At 58.6% G+C, this 16,434-nt stretch carries 17 protein-coding genes; 9 read left to right on the forward strand and 8 right to left on the reverse strand.

Annotated features, from left to right (window positions below; genetic code table 11):
- Window positions 1-60 precede the first annotated feature (60 nt).
- The 6 genes from RTP97_RS07965 to RTP97_RS07990 all read right to left on the reverse strand — a co-directional run bounded on the left by RTP97_RS07965 (window position 61) and on the right by RTP97_RS07990 (window position 6,842).
- Window positions 61-660 (reverse strand): SIS domain-containing protein, encoded by a 600-nt coding sequence (locus RTP97_RS07965; RefSeq protein WP_312412428.1) that lies wholly within the window; start codon window positions 658-660, stop codon window positions 61-63.
- Window positions 657-2,294: an FGGY-family carbohydrate kinase gene (locus tag RTP97_RS07970; RefSeq protein WP_312412431.1), complete on the reverse strand. Its 1,638-nt coding sequence runs from the start codon at window positions 2,292-2,294 to the stop codon at window positions 657-659. Before RTP97_RS07970 ends, RTP97_RS07965 begins: the two co-directional genes overlap by 4 nt.
- Before the next feature lie 18 nt (window positions 2,295-2,312).
- On the reverse strand, window positions 2,313-3,266 hold the full coding sequence (locus tag RTP97_RS07975) for an ABC transporter permease (RefSeq protein ID WP_312412434.1): 954 nt from the start codon (window positions 3,264-3,266) through the stop codon (window positions 2,313-2,315).
- Window position 3,267: 1 nt separating this feature from the next.
- Entirely contained in the window at window positions 3,268-4,254 is a 987-nt protein-coding gene (locus RTP97_RS07980; protein WP_312412437.1) for an ABC transporter permease, read from the reverse strand.
- A complete protein-coding gene (locus RTP97_RS07985; RefSeq protein WP_312412440.1) occupies window positions 4,247-5,755 on the reverse strand; it encodes a sugar ABC transporter ATP-binding protein in 1,509 nt (502 codons plus the stop codon). The genes RTP97_RS07980 and RTP97_RS07985 overlap by 8 nt, the downstream gene beginning before the upstream one ends.
- Before the next feature lie 103 nt (window positions 5,756-5,858).
- Window positions 5,859-6,842 carry an autoinducer 2 ABC transporter substrate-binding protein gene (locus RTP97_RS07990; protein ID WP_312412442.1) on the reverse strand — a complete coding sequence of 328 codons (984 nt, stop codon included), beginning with the start codon at window positions 6,840-6,842 and terminating at the stop codon, window positions 5,859-5,861.
- 376 nt (window positions 6,843-7,218) lie between these two features.
- On the opposite strand from RTP97_RS07990, the gene RTP97_RS07995 reads away from it, so the two are divergent.
- Complete coding sequence (locus tag RTP97_RS07995; protein WP_312412445.1) at window positions 7,219-8,358, forward strand: 3-phenylpropionate MFS transporter; 1,140 nt, start codon at window positions 7,219-7,221, stop codon at window positions 8,356-8,358.
- On the opposite strand, the gene csiE is transcribed toward RTP97_RS07995, so the two are convergent.
- Window positions 8,355-9,632, reverse strand: a complete 1,278-nt coding sequence (gene csiE, locus RTP97_RS08000; protein WP_312412448.1) for a stationary phase inducible protein CsiE — start codon at window positions 9,630-9,632, stop codon at window positions 8,355-8,357. The genes RTP97_RS07995 and csiE overlap by 4 nt on opposite strands.
- A gap of 124 nt (window positions 9,633-9,756) precedes the next feature.
- Here csiE and RTP97_RS08005 point away from each other — a divergent pair, with 124 nt between their 5' ends.
- Both RTP97_RS08005 and RTP97_RS08010 read left to right on the forward strand, forming a co-directional pair.
- Window positions 9,757-10,398, forward strand: coding sequence for a DUF1007 family protein (locus tag RTP97_RS08005; RefSeq protein ID WP_312412451.1), 642 nt, complete (start codon window positions 9,757-9,759; stop codon window positions 10,396-10,398).
- Complete coding sequence (locus RTP97_RS08010) at window positions 10,398-11,369, forward strand: nickel/cobalt transporter (RefSeq protein WP_312412454.1); 972 nt, start codon at window positions 10,398-10,400, stop codon at window positions 11,367-11,369. Before RTP97_RS08005 ends, RTP97_RS08010 begins: the two co-directional genes overlap by 1 nt.
- Window positions 11,370-11,439: 70 nt before the next feature.
- Here the strand turns inward: RTP97_RS08010 and suhB are convergent, their stop codons facing one another.
- Window positions 11,440-12,243, reverse strand: coding sequence for an inositol-1-monophosphatase (suhB, locus tag RTP97_RS08015; RefSeq protein WP_312412457.1), 804 nt, complete (start codon window positions 12,241-12,243; stop codon window positions 11,440-11,442).
- Between the two features lie 121 nt (window positions 12,244-12,364).
- On the opposite strand from suhB, the gene trmJ reads away from it, so the two are divergent.
- The 6 genes from trmJ (at window position 12,365) to hscB (ending at window position 16,421) form a co-directional block, all read left to right on the forward strand.
- Complete coding sequence (gene trmJ, locus RTP97_RS08020) at window positions 12,365-13,096, forward strand: tRNA (cytosine(32)/uridine(32)-2'-O)-methyltransferase TrmJ (protein WP_312212722.1); 732 nt, start codon at window positions 12,365-12,367, stop codon at window positions 13,094-13,096.
- Between the two features lie 161 nt (window positions 13,097-13,257).
- Window positions 13,258-13,749 (forward strand): Fe-S cluster assembly transcriptional regulator IscR, encoded by a 492-nt coding sequence (gene iscR / locus RTP97_RS08025; RefSeq protein ID WP_103818852.1) that lies wholly within the window; start codon window positions 13,258-13,260, stop codon window positions 13,747-13,749.
- 116 nt (window positions 13,750-13,865) lie between these two features.
- Window positions 13,866-15,080: a cysteine desulfurase gene (iscS, locus tag RTP97_RS08030; protein ID WP_103818853.1), complete on the forward strand. Its 1,215-nt coding sequence runs from the start codon at window positions 13,866-13,868 to the stop codon at window positions 15,078-15,080.
- Window positions 15,081-15,107: 27 nt separating this feature from the next.
- On the forward strand, window positions 15,108-15,494 hold the full coding sequence (iscU, locus tag RTP97_RS08035; protein ID WP_312212716.1) for a Fe-S cluster assembly scaffold IscU: 387 nt from the start codon (window positions 15,108-15,110) through the stop codon (window positions 15,492-15,494).
- 15 nt (window positions 15,495-15,509) lie between these two features.
- A complete protein-coding gene (gene iscA, locus RTP97_RS08040; protein WP_042389045.1) occupies window positions 15,510-15,833 on the forward strand; it encodes an iron-sulfur cluster assembly protein IscA in 324 nt (107 codons plus the stop codon).
- 72 nt (window positions 15,834-15,905) lie between these two features.
- Entirely contained in the window at window positions 15,906-16,421 is a 516-nt protein-coding gene (gene hscB, locus RTP97_RS08045; RefSeq protein ID WP_312412466.1) for a co-chaperone HscB, read from the forward strand.
- Window positions 16,422-16,434 lie beyond the last annotated feature (13 nt).

Below are 16,434 nucleotides of genomic sequence, written 5' to 3' on the forward strand. Positions count from 1 at the left end.
TTTTTTCGTCAGATGTTGCACTAGCCTGTAGGCCCGGCAAACATCGCGCCGCCGGGCGTTTCATTGCTCGCTGCGCAGCGTAACGCCCACGTCGCCGCCGGGATGCACCGCCAGCAAACTCTCTTTTGAATACCCACTCTCGCTCATCAGGCAGGCGCAGGCGGCATCAAAAATCGCCAGCGCCAGCACGATGGAGGTGGTTGCCAGCATATTCAGCGGATCGATCTCGCGCTGTACGCCGGTGGAGATCACCAGCCGGGAGGCGCGAGCAATCGCTGAATCGGCATTCTCGGTCACGCTGACCAGCGGCACGCTGCGGGCCGCAAGTCCAGGCAGCAGTCGCGTTAGCTCGTCGGAGTTACCGCCGCGGGAGAGCATAATCATCAGATCGTCAGCGCGTAAAAAACCCAGATCGCCGTGGGCCGCATCGGTGGCGTTCAGGTAGATCGCCGGGCGCTCCACGCAGGCCAGCATATGGGCTATTTTACGCGCTGCAATGCCGGAAGTGCCCACACCCGTTACCACAATCTTGCCTTTGCAGCCGCGCAGTTCAGCCAGCAGCGCCTCCCACTGCGGCTCGCTGAGGTGCTGACCGAGTCCGGCCAGCGCTTCGCTATAGATACCCCAGGCGGCGGTTGCCTGCTGCCACGATGAACTCATGCTTCCTCCTGCATCAGCTGGCGGTACTTCATGTGATCTTCGTACATCGCATGGAACACCTTGTACCTGCGGTCATAGTACTGCTTGATCTTGTTGGTCTGCGGCGTCACGGTCTTACCGATTCGGCTCATAGCCGACATCGCCTCCGGGAAGGTTTCAAAAACGCCCGCCGCAAGCGTACCCATCATTGCGCCGCCGAGCAGCATCGCTTCGCTCTCCTCCGGCAGCAGCATGGCGCAGCCGGTGGCGTTAGCGTGCTCCTGCACGAAGATCGGGTTCTTGGTGCCGCCGCCGCTGGCCATGATGGTGTCAATGGTGTAGCCAGTTTGGTTCATGGTCTCAATAATATGCCGGGTACCGAGGGCAATCGCCTGGATGGTCGCCAGATAGTGCAGAGCCATATCCTCCGGCGTACGGGAGAGCTTCAGGCCGCTAATGACGCCGGTTAGCGTCGGATTGGCCCGCGGTGAGCGGTTGCCGTGGAAGTAGGGCAGAATATGGATATCGCGGGTCAGGAAAGCGATATTCTCCGGCTCGCCGGCCATCTTGCGCAGCAGCGCATTAAGCACTTCATAGATGGTCTGCCCCTGGGTTTTCGCCTGCGCCAGCAGGGTTTCGTAGCAGGGATGAGACTGAATAATATGGTCGATTAGCGCCCCGGTCGCCGACTGGCCGCCCTCGTTAAGCCAGTAGTCCGGCAGAACCGCCGAGTAATAAGGGCCCCAGACGCCGCCGATAAAGCGCGGCTGCTGAGAGATCGCCATGTGGCCCGTCGAGGTGCCACCAATCAGCGCGACGCGGCGGTCGAAGTCCGCCACTTCGCCAGAGACGCCGCTGGCTCCCAGGGTACCGAGAGTACCCGCATGGGCATCGATTATTGACACGCTCACCGCCGTGCCGGGGATCAGCCCCATCTCGCTGGCGGCGCGCTGCGTCAGGCCGTGGCCGAGCGGTTCACCCATGGTTTTAACGTAGCGGCCAATCTTCTCCGCGTCGTGCTCGAGCAGATCCTCCAGCCCAATCTGCCGGAAGTAGCTCCCGTCCCACTTATCCTCGTGGCCCATATAGGTCCATTTGCAGACGGTAGAGCAGAGCGAGCGCGTGTCGTCATCCGTGGCGCGCCAGGTCAGGAAATCAGGCAGGTCAAAATAGTAGCCCGCATTAGCCCAGGTGTTCGGCATGTGCTGCTTCAGCCACAGCAGCTTCGGAGTCTGCATCTCCGGGGAGATGATCCCCCCGACGTAGTCCAGCACCCGGTGATGCAGGGCGTTGATGCGATCGGCCTGGGTAATGGCCCGGTGATCCATCCAGACGATAATGTTCTGCTCGCTGCGCCCGGAGGGGCTAATGGTCAGCGGCTTACCCTCTTTATCCAGCACTACCAGCGAGCAGGTGGCGTCGAAACCCAGCCCCTTAACCTGAATAGGATTGATGTCCGCCTGGTTGACCGCATCGCGTACCGCGTTGCACACCATCTGCCAGATATTGTCGGAGGACTGCTCAACGAAATCAGCCTGCGGACGATACATTTCAATGGCCCGGCTGGCCTGGCTGACCATTCTGCCGTTAAGATCAAACACGCCCGCCCGGGCGCTCCCTGTCCCTACATCTACACCAATGAAGTAACTCGCCATAATTTGTTTCTCCTGAAATCAGGCTTTACGATTCTGTAATGCGATAAAGAGGATCAGCACTGCGCCCCACAGCGCCATTGTCAGATAGCTGCTGATCCCCAGCAGGTTAAAGCCACTTTCCAGCATCTGCAGCACGATGAGGGCCAGCACCAGGCCGACGATGCGGCCAAAACCGCCGTCGGGGTTAATGCCGCCGAGCACCGAGGCAAGAATGGTCACCAGCAGATAGGACTCGCCGTAGCCCGCCTTCGCCGAGTTAAATTTTGCCATCATCAAAATGGCGGCGGCCCAGCCGAGCAGGGCGGAGATGACGTACACCGCAATCTGCACGCGCACGGTATTCACGCCGCTGTAGCGCGTGGCCTGTTCGTTGGAGCCAACCAGGTAGAGGCTGCGCCCAAGAGTGGTGTGCTCCAGCAGTACCCACAGCAGCACTGCTACCCCTAAAAAGAGCAGCAGCGCCACAGGGATACCGACAACGGTGGCGTTACCCAGGAACTGGATCGCCGCCGGGAAACCGGAGATCACCGTCCCGTTAGAGAGCAGAATATTGAGGCCGGAGATCAGCGTCATGGTGCCGAGCGTAGCGAGGATAGGTGACACCCCCACCCAGGCGATCAGCGCCCCGTTCAGCGTGCCGATCGCCACCGCGACCGCCGCCCCGGCCAGCAGGGCCAGCGCCAGAAACAGCGGATTGTCCGGATGGCTGACGATCACCGCCGCCATCACCAGCGAGCAGGCGTTGGCCCCGGCGATAATCGACAGGTTGATGCCGCCGGTGAGCATGGTGATGCCCATTCCCAACGCCAGCATGCCCAGGATCGGCAGCTGGGAGCTGATGGACTGGAAGTTAGCGGCGCTGAAGAAGCGGCTGCCGAGCAGCGCCGAGAAGACCACGGCGACGACGATAATAATCACGCACTGCAGACGGATGATGGCATCACCGGGTAGAAGTCGTGCGATGGCTTTCATTTCAAAGCTCCCTTGCGAGTTTGCGTTTTTCATTCCAGGCCGTGGCGCTGATGCTGACCAGGATAATGACGCCGCTGAATACGGTGTGCCAGTAAGAGGAGACGCTCAGCAGCGTCAGGCCGTTCTGCAAAAAGGCCAGCAGGACGACCCCAAGCAGCGTGCCGGTTAAGGTCCCGCGTCCGCCGCTCATGCTGGTCCCGCCCAGCACCACCGCCGCCAGCACCGTCAGCTCATAACCGAGCAGCGAGTTGGGGGCAACGGACTGGGTGATCTGCGCCTGCACCACGGCGGCAACCCCGGCGAGAATGCCCATGTAGCCGTAGACGTAGAAGTGCAGCTTCACCAGATTCAGCCCCAGGCGTGAGGCCGCGTCGCGGTTGCCGCCCATGGCGTAAATCTGGCGGCCAAGGCGGGTAAAGTTCATCAGCACGGCGGTGAAAATAATGACCGCGGCCAGGCAGAGCAGGGGGAGGGTAAGACCGTAGTCATAGCCGTCGGCGGCGGTGAACGACAGCCAGTTGATGCCGTTCATAAACCAGTCCGGGAAGCCGTACAGCCAGGTCCCTTTGGTGGCGTACACCAGCAGGCCGTAGTAGACGTTGAGCGTGGCGATGGTGATGATGATCGCCGGAACCCGTAGCCAGTAGACCAGGAATCCGTTGATCAGCCCGAGCAGCAGCCCGACGACCATCGCCAGCGCCAGCGCGAGGGCGAAGTTACCGCCGTGGGCAATGACCCAGCTTGCCATGGCATACTGGGCAATGGCGGTCATGGCCGGGAAGGAGATGTCGATCCCACCGGAGATCAGCACCACGAACAGGCCGCAGGCGAGGATCCCGAGAATGGCATAGCTGGTGGCGACGTCCGTCAGGTTGCCCAGCGAGAAAAATTCGTCCGTGCTGACGCTCAGTCCGACGGCCAGCGCCACCACCAGCAGCCCAAGCCAGAACTCATGTTGCCCGGCCAGGCGGGAAAGTCTGTTATTCATGGATCACCTCAACCACTTCAGCAATCTCCTGTTCAGTACAACGATGCGGATTAAACTCTGCGACCAGCTTGCCGCGGCGCATGACCAGCACGCGGTGGCTGTTGTAATAGGCTTCCGGGATCTCATCGCAGATCATCAGCACCGCCATCCCCTGTTCCGCCAGATCGCGGGCGATCTGGTAGATCCCCTCTTTATTGGCGATATCCACCCCGACGGTGGGCGAGTCGAGGATCAGGATGCGCGGATCGGTCGCCACCCATTTCGCGATGGCGATTCGCTGGGCGTTACCGCCGGAGAGGGTTTTCACCGGCAGCTGCGGATCGGAGACCTTAATATTCAGGTTACGGATCAGATCGGCGACCAGCTTTTTCGCCTTGTCGTGATCCAGCATGCCGCTACGGGTATGCAGCTTGTCGTACACCGTGACGATGGTGTTATCGTAGATCGACTGCTCCATGATCAGACCCTGGGTCAGGCGATCCTCCGAGACGTAGCCGATCCCGTGCTTAATGGCGTCATGGTTGTTGCGCAGGGTGACCGGCTTGCCGTTGATGCGCATCTCCCCGCTCTCCGGGTGGGTCATGCCAAACAGGCTTAGACACAGCTCGGTTCGCCCGGCGCCCAGCAGGCCTACGATGGAGACGATCTCGCCGCTGCGCAGCGACAGGTTGATGTTCTGGTATTTACCCCGGCGGCTTAAGTTACGCAGCTCCAGCATCGGCTCCTGATCGGCAGAGGGCTTTTCCGGCAGCGGGCTGTAGTGAAAACGCTGGCCGGTCATCAGGAACGCCAGCTCGTGGCTGTCGAGCTGGCTTGCTGGGTAGGTGCCCACCAGCTTGCCGTCGCGCATGACGCTGATGCGGTCCGCTACCTCCATCACTTCGTCGAGACGGTGGCTAACGAATACCACGCAGATCCCGGCGGCTTTCAGTTCGTTGACCACCCGCAGCAGGCCGTTAACCTCCTGGCGGGTGAGGGAGGCGGTCGGCTCATCCATAATCACCAGCCGGGCGTCGGCGGCGATAGCGCGGCAAATCGCCACCAGCTGGCGGTCGGCAATGGAGAGCTTCTCCACTTTTTTATCGGGATCGATGCTGACGCCGATCCGCTGCATCGCGGCCAGCGCCTGCTTGCGCATTGCGCCGCGTCGAACCCAAACGTCGCCCCCCGGCAGATAGCGGTTAACGGCAATGTTCTCCGCCACGCTGAAGTTGGGAAAGAGCGACAGATCCTGGTAGATAACCTGAATGCCGTAGTGGGCGGAGAGCTGCGGGGTCAGATGGTGGAACAGTTTGCCGTCGAGCTGGATCTGCGCCCCTTTTTCCGGGTGATAGACGCCGGAGATCACTTTAATAATGGTGCTCTTACCGCAGCCGTTCTGCCCTGCCAGACAGTGAACTTCGCCTTTCTGTAGCGTCAGGTTCACGTTATCCAGCGCCAGCACGCCCGGGAATTGCTTGCTGATATTCTCAAGAGTGATAAATGCGGTGGTGTCGGCCATGGACAATACCCCTGCGAGCGCCCGTTTGGGCGCTTAAGTCATTCTGTACGAGTGTGCCGGCCAGACGGCCGGCGTTGAGGTTCCCTGGTGTAGGCGGAGAGCCTTAGAAACCGAGCGACTGTGCGTTATCTTTGGTGACTTCGAGGATCTTGTTAAAGCGGATCACCTTCTTCTCCATGTCGACATCGGCTTTCCCTAAACCATCGATGCTCAGATCGGATGTCACTTCTTTACCCTTCAGCAGCTGGTCGGCAACGGTCACCAACGCATAGCCCGCATCCTTTGGATCCCACAGCAGCGCTTTTTTGATATCGCCGCGCATCAGATAAGGTGCGGCCTGGGCTGGCATGGCGATACCCACCACGGCCACTTTCTCTTTCGCCCGTTTCTTCTGCACCGCCTGGCCCGCACCGATAGGGCCGAGGGAGCCGAAGCCAATCACCCCTTTCATCTGCGGATAGGTTTTCATCAGGTCCAGCGTGGTGGAGTAGGACTTATCGATGCTCTCCGCCACCGGCAGGCGCGAGGTCACCTCAAACATGTCCGGGTATTTCTCTTTCTGGTATTTAATGGCGTAATCGGCCCAGGCGTTATGCAGCGGCACCGTCAGGGAGCCAACGTAAATGGCGTAGCCGCCTTTGCCGCCCATGTCTTTCGCCAGCTCATCGACGTTGGCCTGGGCATACTTCTCGCTGTCGATGGTTTCAATATCCCACTGGCCAATCTGCTGATCCGGTGACTCATGGGTCAGCACCACGATGCCCTTATCGCGCGCTTTTTTCAGCACCGGCTCCAGCACTTTAGCGTCGTTAGGCACCACGATAATGGCGTTAACGTTTTTGGCGATCAGATCCTCAATCACCTTCACCTGCTGGGCCGGATCCGGCGTAGAGGGGCCTGTCTGGTAAGCGTTGACGTCGAGCTTTTTCGCTGCCTCGTTGACGCCGGTTTCCATACGGTTAAACCACGGAATGCCGGTCACCTTCGCGACCACGGCAATTTCATATTTCTCCGCTGCAACCGAGGTACCGGACACCATGCATGCAGAAACCAGAGCTGCGCTGAGTAATGCGAGTTTGAATTTCATAGTTATACCTTTTGTAGGGGCCGAGGCATGTCACGGAGAGAAGATTAGCAATGAAGGGAAGGGGAAACGTATCGCAGAATTTTTAAATGTGACCGATGCCCATTAATGTAAATTAATGGATAATTTAAAGTTAAAATTAGGTTAAATAATGATAATATCAGTACGTTATTAATGGATTATTTTGTTAAAAAGATGATTAAATATAACTTAATATTAACAATTTATTATCATTTACCTTAAGTAAGGCCTGGGTTTTCCCCGTTTTACCTCTTTTTGTCGCTCATCAAGTTGCAGATATGTGAGCTGAACCGTGACAAGCAAATTGCACCCGATCGCTTTTAACGCCAGACTAACGCCTCCAAAACGGGAGGGATTCATGGTTTTGCATTCCACGCGCTGGCTGGCGCTAAGCTACTTTACCTACTTTTTCAGCTACGGCATCTTTTTACCTTTCTGGAGCGTCTGGCTCAAGGGCACCGGCCTGACGCCGGAGACCATCGGCCTGCTGCTGGGAGCCGGGCTGGTGGCGCGCTTTCTCGGCAGCCTGACTATTGCTCCCCGAGTCACCGATCCCTCCCGGCTGGTGTTCGCCCTGCGCGTGCTGGCCCTGCTGACGCTGCTGTTTGCCCTGGCCTTCTGGGCCGGAAACCACGTTGGCTGGCTGATGGTAATTATTATCGGCTTTAACCTCTTCTTTTCACCGCTGGTACCGCTCACCGATGCGCTGGCCAACACCTGGCAAAAGCAGATCGTCATGGACTATGGCCGGGTGCGCCTGTGGGGATCGGTGGCTTTTGTGATTGGCTCGGCGCTGACCGGCAAGCTGGTCAGCCTCTTCGACTACCGGGCAATCCTGGCGATGCTCACCCTGGGAACGATCTCCATGCTGCTCGGGATGCTGCTGCGTCCGTCGGTGATGCCCCTCGGGGAGAGCCGGGCGCAGGCCACCGCTGGCTGGTCCGCGTGGCGTGGACTGATCCGTCAGAACGGGCGCTTTCTTGCCTGCGTTTCGCTGCTGCAGGGGGCGCACGCCGCCTACTACGGCTTCAGCGCCATCTACTGGCAGGAGGCGGGCTACTCCGCCTCAACGGTGGGCTACCTCTGGTCGCTGGGCGTGGTAGCGGAGGTGATTATCTTTGCGCTGAGCAATCGCCTGTTCCGCCGCTGGAGCGCGCGCGATCTGCTCCTGCTCTCGGCGGTATGTGGCGTTGTGCGCTGGGCATTGATGGGCTGGACCACGGCGTTGCCGTGGCTGCTGCTGGTTCAGGTGTTGCACTGCGGGACCTTCACCGTCTGCCATCTGGCGGCGATGCGCTACATTGCTGCCCGTCAGGGGAGCGAGGTGATCCGCCTGCAGGCCGTCTATTCGGCGGTAGCGATGGGGGGCAGCATCGCGGTAATGACTATCTTTGCCGGCTTCCTGTTCCAGCATCTGCATCAGGGCGTGTTCTGGGTGATGGCGCTGGTCGCGCTGCCCGCCATTTTCGTCCGGCCCGGCGTTGCCGCCCGGGCCTAAGACTCCAGCATGTCGCGAATATGTCGCTGCTGCTGCTCGCTCAGGGTTATCACCGCATGGATCAGCGGGGCAGAGAAGAGCGGCAGCGGTGTCACGTAAGGCGTTACAATCAGGGCTGCCTCACGCGGAGCGCCCTCCTGCTGGAAGGTGGCGAGCGGCAAGTACTTGATATTCAGCGGCAGCAGCGTCAGCTCGCGCAGCTGCTCCTCAATGGCGCGCTCCCGCTCGGGGGCGTCGTCGGTCAGCAGAACCACCTGCTTCTCGTGCAGATCGCTCTCCTGCATCAGCCACGCGCCAAAGATCACCGCCACCAGTCCCGCCTCCTCATGGGTAAAGCAGAGGTTATACTCCTCTTCAAGACAGATCAGCGCCTCGCGGGTGGTACGCATCAGCCGTGGGTAGAGCAGAGTTATCTCCTCCGTCAGGCTGGTATCGATCCCGATGCCAAACAGGCTGCGGTTCAGCGCCTGCGCCAGATGGATATAGAGCTGATCGGTTAGCCCCTGCTCATCGCTAAAGTCCATGCCGGAGAGGGCGCGAAAGCGCTCGATGGTCTTCCGGATGGCTTCTCGCAGCCGGGTATCCTGCTGGTGGCTGTCGCGGATTGGGTCCGGCGTGCGCAGCAGCATAAACAGCACCGCCAGGAAGAGATGCTCGCTCACGTGCGGGATTGGCACGACCCGACGCTGCCAGTGGCGAATAATCTCCTGGGCAACCAGATACTCTGCCCGCGCTTCGGCCCAGGCTTGCTGCAGGGGCGCAAAGGCAGGCGTAAAGCCAAGCTGGTGTGCAAGCAGGCAATACTGTAAATAGAGACGGAGAAACTGAATATCCCGCTGCTCAAACTGCCGCTGGAGGCGACGGGAGCAGAGATTAATCAGGGCGTGCAGGTTAGTATCGTCATACAGTGTTCTGGCGATACCCTGCTGCTTAAGGGCATTTTTTAGCGCAGGGGTAAAGTGAGCGCTAACAAAATTGGGGCAGAGACGAATGGCGCGCTTGAGCCAGTGAACGAGACAGAGACGCTGGTCGAGCGCCGTGCCCTCAATGCGATAGCTGCCATCCTGCTGCGCGGCAATACTCAGCCGATGGTAGCGCTGGATCTCATGACCCGTGTCGGCAATATCTTGCCGGGTGACTGTGCCGTCCACGTTGTTCAGCTTGCCGAGCATATCTGGTGTCACCGTTTGTCCCGGCAGGGCGAGCATTAGGAGTACATGACAGCGGCGTTGTGAACTGGAGAGCACAGATGGCGGTATCGTTACGGTTGTCATCTGCTGGATTCCAGTTAGGGGTTTCGATAAGAATAGCTAAAGGATACGGCGGCGGAAGCCCCCCTGGCGGGCTTTCCCTCAGGAATGCCGGAGGGCGTCACAGAATTTTTCTCGTAAGGAACACATGCAAACAGTCAAACAGTACGCTGGCGCGCTGGTTTTCGCGTTTTTATCGCTTCCCGCGCTGGCTCACCCCCATAGCTTTATTCGTCTGCAAACCGAGCCGGTGGTGGAGGGCGGTCAGCTGGTGGCGCTCAACATGCGCTGGACGATGGATGAGATCACCTCAGCCGATCTACTGTACGACGCCGGTGATGCAAAGCCGGAGTCGCCGGTGTGGAAAAAGCTGGCGGCGGAGGTGATGGCCAACGTGCTGGGGCAGCACTACTTCACCGAGGTCTGGCACAACGGTCAGCGGGTAAAGTTTCTCAACCGGCCCAGCCACTACGGCATGTCCCGGGTCGATCACCAGGCGGTGTTGACCTTTACTCTGCCGCTGGCCACGCCGCAGCCGCTGGCCGGGCAGCGCTATACCTTCTCCACCTTCGACCCCACCTACTATGTCGATATGACCTATCAGGATAAGGGCGACGTTACGCTGTCCGCCGATATGCAGAAGCGCTGTAAAGCTGAGTTGCATACGCCGACGCCAGGTGAAGATACGTTAGCCTTCGCCCAGTCGCTGGATAAAGAGGACGCTCCGCCGGAGGATATGGATCTCGGCAAGCAGTTTGCCCAGACCGTGACCCTGGAGTGCAAAGAGTGATGTTAAGTCAGATGAGAAGCGCGCCCCGCTGGCGTTCGCTCTGGCCGCTGGCCCTGCTGCTGCTTTGTGCGGTAGCGGGTGGGATAGAGCTGTGGCACGCCTGGCCGCGGATCATGCTGGAGAGCGCGGGCTGGCAGCGGGAGGTTAACCAGCAGATGAGCGCCCTGTTGAAAGGCGTAGCGGCGGATCCGACCCGGGCGGGTGGGGCGTTGCTGCTGTTTAGCTTTCTCTATGGGGTGCTGCATGCTCTCGGGCCGGGCCACGGTAAAGTGGTGATAACCACCTGGCTCGCCACCCACCCTTCAAAGCTGAAATCGAGTATTGGCCTGACCCTGGCCTCGTCGCTGCTCCAGGGGCTGGTAGCCATCGCGCTGGTCGTGGTCGTGCTGACTCTGCTCCAGCTGCCTGCCCGTCAGCTGCATTTGAGCAGCTACTGGCTGGAGAAGGGGAGTTACGCCCTGGTGGGCGTGCTGGGGCTGCTGCTCTGCTGGCGAGCGCTGAAAAAGCTGCGCCTTCTCCTGCGCAGGCCGCAGTTTAGATCCTTTACGCCCCACCATGTGCATGATGCCCACTGCGGCTGCGGGCATCAGCACTTGCCCACGCCGGAGCAGCTCACACGTAGCGATGACTGGCGCGCACGGCTGATGATTATTCTGTCGATGGGGATGCGGCCCTGTTCGGGGGCGATCATGGTTCTGCTGTTCAGTAAGGTGATCGGCGTATTTAGCTGGGGAGTGGCGTCGGCGATGGCGATGGCGGCAGGCACCTCGCTGACCATCTCGACCCTGGCCTTGCTGGTGCATAGCTTTCGGCAGCTGGCGGTCAGGCTGAGCGGCAATAAAACGCCGGTGCTGTGGCAGCAGGTGGGCTGGTTAACGTTGGCATTGGCCGGGGGTGTGATTCTGGTAACGGCGGCGGCGGTGATGTGGCTGAGTGCGGTGCCGGTCGGAAGGGGATTACGACCATTTTAATATTATTATCCGGCCTACATTTACCTGTAGGCCGGATAAGCGTAGCGCCATCCGGCGTTAGCTATGATGATTAACGCTTCAGCGCTTCGCTCAGTTCATCACGCATGTTCGCCAGCATGGCTCTCACCACGCGCGGGTTACCGGCGACCAGGTTACCGCTCATCATGTAGTTGTGGTTACCGGTGAAGTCACACACCAGGCCACCCGCTTCACGTACCAGCAGCTCGCCTGCGGCGAAATCCCACGGCTTCAGGCCGATCTCAAAGAAACCGTCCACGCGGCCAGCGGCAACGTAGGCCAGATCCAGCGCGGCAGAGCCGGTGCGGCGGAAGTCAGCGCACTCGGTGAAGAGTTTACCCACGATGTTGACGTAGGCTTTAGCGTGCTGTTTCGCCTTGAACGGGAAACCGGTCGCCAGAATGGTGCCATCCAGATCGCGAGCGATGCTGCCGCGCAGGCGGTAGCCGTTGAGCTGTGCGCCCTGGCCGCGGGTAGCGGTGAAGAGTTCGTTACGCATTGGATCGTAAACCACGGCAACTTCGGTGCGGCCTTTAATGCGCACGGCGATAGAGACCGAGAAGTGTGGCAGACGTTTAATAAAGTTGGTGGTGCCATCCAGTGGATCGATAACCCATTGTACATCCTGATCTGCGCCTGCATGTTCACCGGACTCTTCGGTGATAATGGTATGTTGCGGGTAAGATTTGCGGATAGTGTCGATAATCACGGCCTCGGCGGCTTTATCAACGTTGGTTACGAAATCATTGCTGCCTTTCTGGTTGGTTTCAACAGAATCTGGCGTTTCGTAGTGTTTGGCAATTACATTACCCGCCTTGCGCGCTGCGCGCACGGCGATGGTCAGCATCGGATGCATCGGTCTCTCTCACTGGATGTTAAAGAACGGGGTGAAAACGGCGCAGAGTATAGCAGCGAGTTCGGACTATGTCTTTGCTTTATGCTAATATGCGCGAATATTCTTAAGACGCTGAAAAACTATGCTGCAAAATATACGAATCGTGCTGGTGGAAACCTCTCATACCGGCAACATGGGCTCCGTTGCCCGCGCCATGAAAACCATGGGCTTAACGAATCTTTGGCTGGTTAACCCGCTGGTGAAGCCGGACTCCCAGGCGATCGCCCTGGCTGCCGGTGCCAGCGACGTCATTGGTAACGCGCAGATTGTTGATACCCTCGACGACGCGCTGGCGGGCTGTAGCCTGGTGGTCGGGACCAGCGCTCGCTCCCGTACGCTGCCGTGGCCGATGCTCGATCCGCGCGAGTGCGGGCTGAAGAGCGTTAGCGAAGGTCAGCACGCCCCGGTGGCGCTGGTCTTTGGCCGTGAGCGCGTGGGCCTGACCAACGAAGAGTTGCAGAAGTGTCACTATCACGTTGCCATTGCCGCTAACCCGGAGTACAGCTCGCTGAACCTGGCGATGGCGGTACAGGTTATCGCCTATGAAGTGCGCATGGCCTGGCTGGCCGCGCAGGAAGAGGGCGCTGAGCCAGCAGAGGAAGAGACAGCCTACCCGCTGGTGGATGACCTGGAGCGCTTCTACGGCCACCTTGAGCAGACCCTGCTGGCAACCGGTTTTATCCGCCCCGATCATCCGGGCCAGGTGATGAACAAGCTGCGCCGACTCTTTACCCGTGCGCGTCCAGAGAGCCAGGAGCTAAACATTCTGCGCGGTATTCTGGCGTCGATCGAGCAGAAGAATAAAGAGCAATAAAACGGCACAAAACGCCAAATACCTGACTAAAACAGTCAAGTAAATAGTTGACCATTTTAGTCGGGAATGTCACACTTGCGCCTGCTATGTAACAGACCATCTATATCACTGTTTTTATAACGACAACCCCGGGCAGGGGCGAGTTTGAGGTTAAGTAAGACATGAGACTGACATCGAAAGGGCGTTATGCCGTTACTGCAATGCTGGACGTTGCGCTCAACTCTGAATCGGGCCCGGTTCCGTTGGCTGATATCTCCGAGCGTCAGGGTATCTCCCTCTCCTATCTGGAGCAGCTCTTCTCCCGCCTGCGTAAAAATGGCCTGGTGGCCAGCGTACGCGGTCCGGGCGGCGGTTATCTGTTAGGTAAAGATGCCAACAGCATCGCCGTTGGCGAAGTGATCAGCGCCGTTGATGAATCGGTAGACGCGACCCGCTGTCAGGGTAAAGGCGGCTGCCAGGGCGGCGATAAGTGCCTGACCCACGCGCTGTGGCGCGACCTGAGCGATCGTCTGACCGGCTTCCTGAACAATATCACCCTCGGTGAACTGGTTAATAACCAGGAAGTGATGGACGTATCCGATCGCCAGCACAGCCAGGAAACACAGCGCACGACCCGCGCGCAGGACGCAATCGACGTCAAACTGCGCGCGTAATAAAACCATAAAAGATTTATGAACCAGGCCGGAGCGCCAGCTTCGCCACGTCGGCCGTACATCCAGCCGACTGCCTGGTTCCTTGCATTGAAGCGATGTACGGAGTTTATAGAGCAATGAAATTACCGATCTATCTCGACTACTCCGCAACTACGCCGGTGGATCCGCGTGTTGCCGAGAAGATGATGCAGTGTCTGACCCTGGACGGAAACTTTGGTAACCCAGCTTCCCGTTCACACCGTTTTGGCTGGCATGCTGAAGAGGCGGTTGATATCGCCCGTAATCAGATTGCCGAGCTGGTTGGCGCTGACCCGCGTGAAATTGTTTTCACCTCCGGTGCAACCGAATCTGACAACCTGGCGATCAAGGGTGCTGCCAATTTCTATCAGAAAAAGGGCAAGCACATCATCACCAGCAAAACCGAACACAAAGCCGTGCTGGACACCTGTCGTCAGCTGGAGCGCGAAGGGTTTGAAGTAACCTACCTTGCGCCGCAGAGCAACGGCATTATTGACCTGAAAGAGCTGGAAGCCGCCATGCGCGACGACACCATTCTGGTTTCTATCATGCACGTGAACAACGAAATCGGCGTCGTACAGGATATCGCGACCATCGGCGAACTCTGCCGTGCGCGCGGCATCATCTACCACGTTGATGCGACCCAGAGCGTGGGCAAACTGCCTATCGACCTGAGCCAGCTGAAAGTTGACCTGATGTCCTTCTCCGGCCACAAAATCTACGGTCCGAAAGGGATTGGCGCGCTGTACGTGCGTCGTAAGCCGCGTATCCGCATCGAAGCACAGATGCACGGTGGCGGTCACGAGCGCGGTATGCGTTCCGGTACGCTGCCTGTACACCAGATCGTCGGCATGGGTGAAGCCTACCGCATCGCCAAAGAAGAGATGGAAACCGAGATGGCGCGCCTGCGTACGCTGCGTAACCGTCTGTGGGATGGCGTGAAAGATATGGAAGAAGTGTATCTGAACGGCGATCTTGAGCAGGGCGCACCAAACATCCTCAACGTCAGCTTCAACTACGTTGAAGGCGAGTCGCTGATCATGGCGCTGAAGGATCTCGCGGTCTCTTCCGGTTCCGCCTGTACCTCTGCAAGCCTCGAGCCATCCTACGTGCTGCGCGCGCTGGGCATGACCGACGAGCTGGCACATAGCTCTATTCGTTTCTCTTTAGGTCGTTTCACTACCGAAGAAGAGATTGACTACACCATCAATCTGGTTCGCAACTCCATTGGCCGTCTGCGCGACCTCTCTCCGCTGTGGGAGATGTTCAAACAGGGCGTGGATCTGAACAGCATTGAATGGTCTCATCATTAATCGGTAGCGGCATCAGGAGAATTTAAAATGGCTTATAGCGAAAAAGTAATCGATCACTACGAAAACCCGCGCAACGTTGGCTCCTTCGACAACAGCGACGCGAGCGTTGGCAGCGGCATGGTGGGTGCACCGGCCTGTGGCGACGTCATGAAGCTGCAGATCAAAGTAAACAACGACGGCATCATTGAAGACGCGCGTTTTAAAACCTACGGCTGCGGCTCGGCGATCGCCTCCAGCTCCCTCGTGACCGAGTGGGTGAAAGGTAAATCTCTGGACGAAGCGCAGGCGATTAAAAACACCGACATCGCCGATGAGCTGGAGCTGCCGCCGGTTAAGATCCACTGTTCTATCCTGGCGGAAGATGCAATCAAAGCTGCGATTGCGGACTACAAAAGCAAGCGTGACGTGAAATAACGAGCAGAGGTCTGTATGTCGATTACCCTTAGCGACAGTGCTGCCGCGCGAGTAAATAGCTTCCTGGCCAACCGGGGTAAAGGGTTTGGCCTGCGCCTGGGGGTGAGAACCTCCGGCTGTTCGGGTATGGCCTACGTGCTGGAATTTGTTGACGCGCCTGCGGCAGAAGATACCGTGTTCGAAGACAAAGGCGTTAAGGTCGTGGTCGATGGCAAAAGCCTGCAGTTCCTGAACGGCACTCAGCTGGACTTCGTAAAAGAGGGCCTCAACGAAGGGTTTAAGTTTACCAACCCGAACGTGAAAGATGAGTGCGGCTGCGGCGAAAGCTTCCACGTTTAACCGCGCCTGAACGACTCAACCCCACTGCTCTGCGGTGGGGTTTGCTTTAACCCGCCTAACCCCGAGACTGTTATGGATTACTTCACCCTCTTTGGGTTGCCCGCTGGCTATCATCTGGATACCCAGGCGCTGGCTACCCGCTTTCAGGATCTGCAACGTCAATATCACCCCGATCGGTTTGCCAGCGGCACCTCCGCTGAACAGCTTGCCGCCGTCCAACACTCCGCGACCATCAACCAGGCATGGCAGACGCTGCGCCACCCGCTGCTGCGCGCCGAGTATCTGCTCTCCCTGCACGGTTTCGATCTCGCCAGCGAGCAGCATACCGTCCGCGACACCGCCTTTTTGATGGAGCAGCTTGAGCTGCGCGAAGAGCTGGATGAGATTGAGCAGGCCCGCGATACCGACCGGCTGGAAACGTTCCTGAAGCGCGTCGCCGCGATGTACACCTCGCGCCATCAGACGATGGTCGAGCAGCTTGACGGCGAGTCGTGGAGCGATGCCGCAGAGACGGTGCGTAAACTCCGTTTTCTCGATAAACTACGCAGCACAGCAGAACAACTCGAAGAAAAGCTGCTCGATTTTTAAATTTCGGAAGCAA

Source organism: Pseudescherichia sp., assembly GCF_031998825.1.
Classification (GTDB): Bacteria; Pseudomonadota; Gammaproteobacteria; order Enterobacterales; family Enterobacteriaceae; genus Pseudescherichia.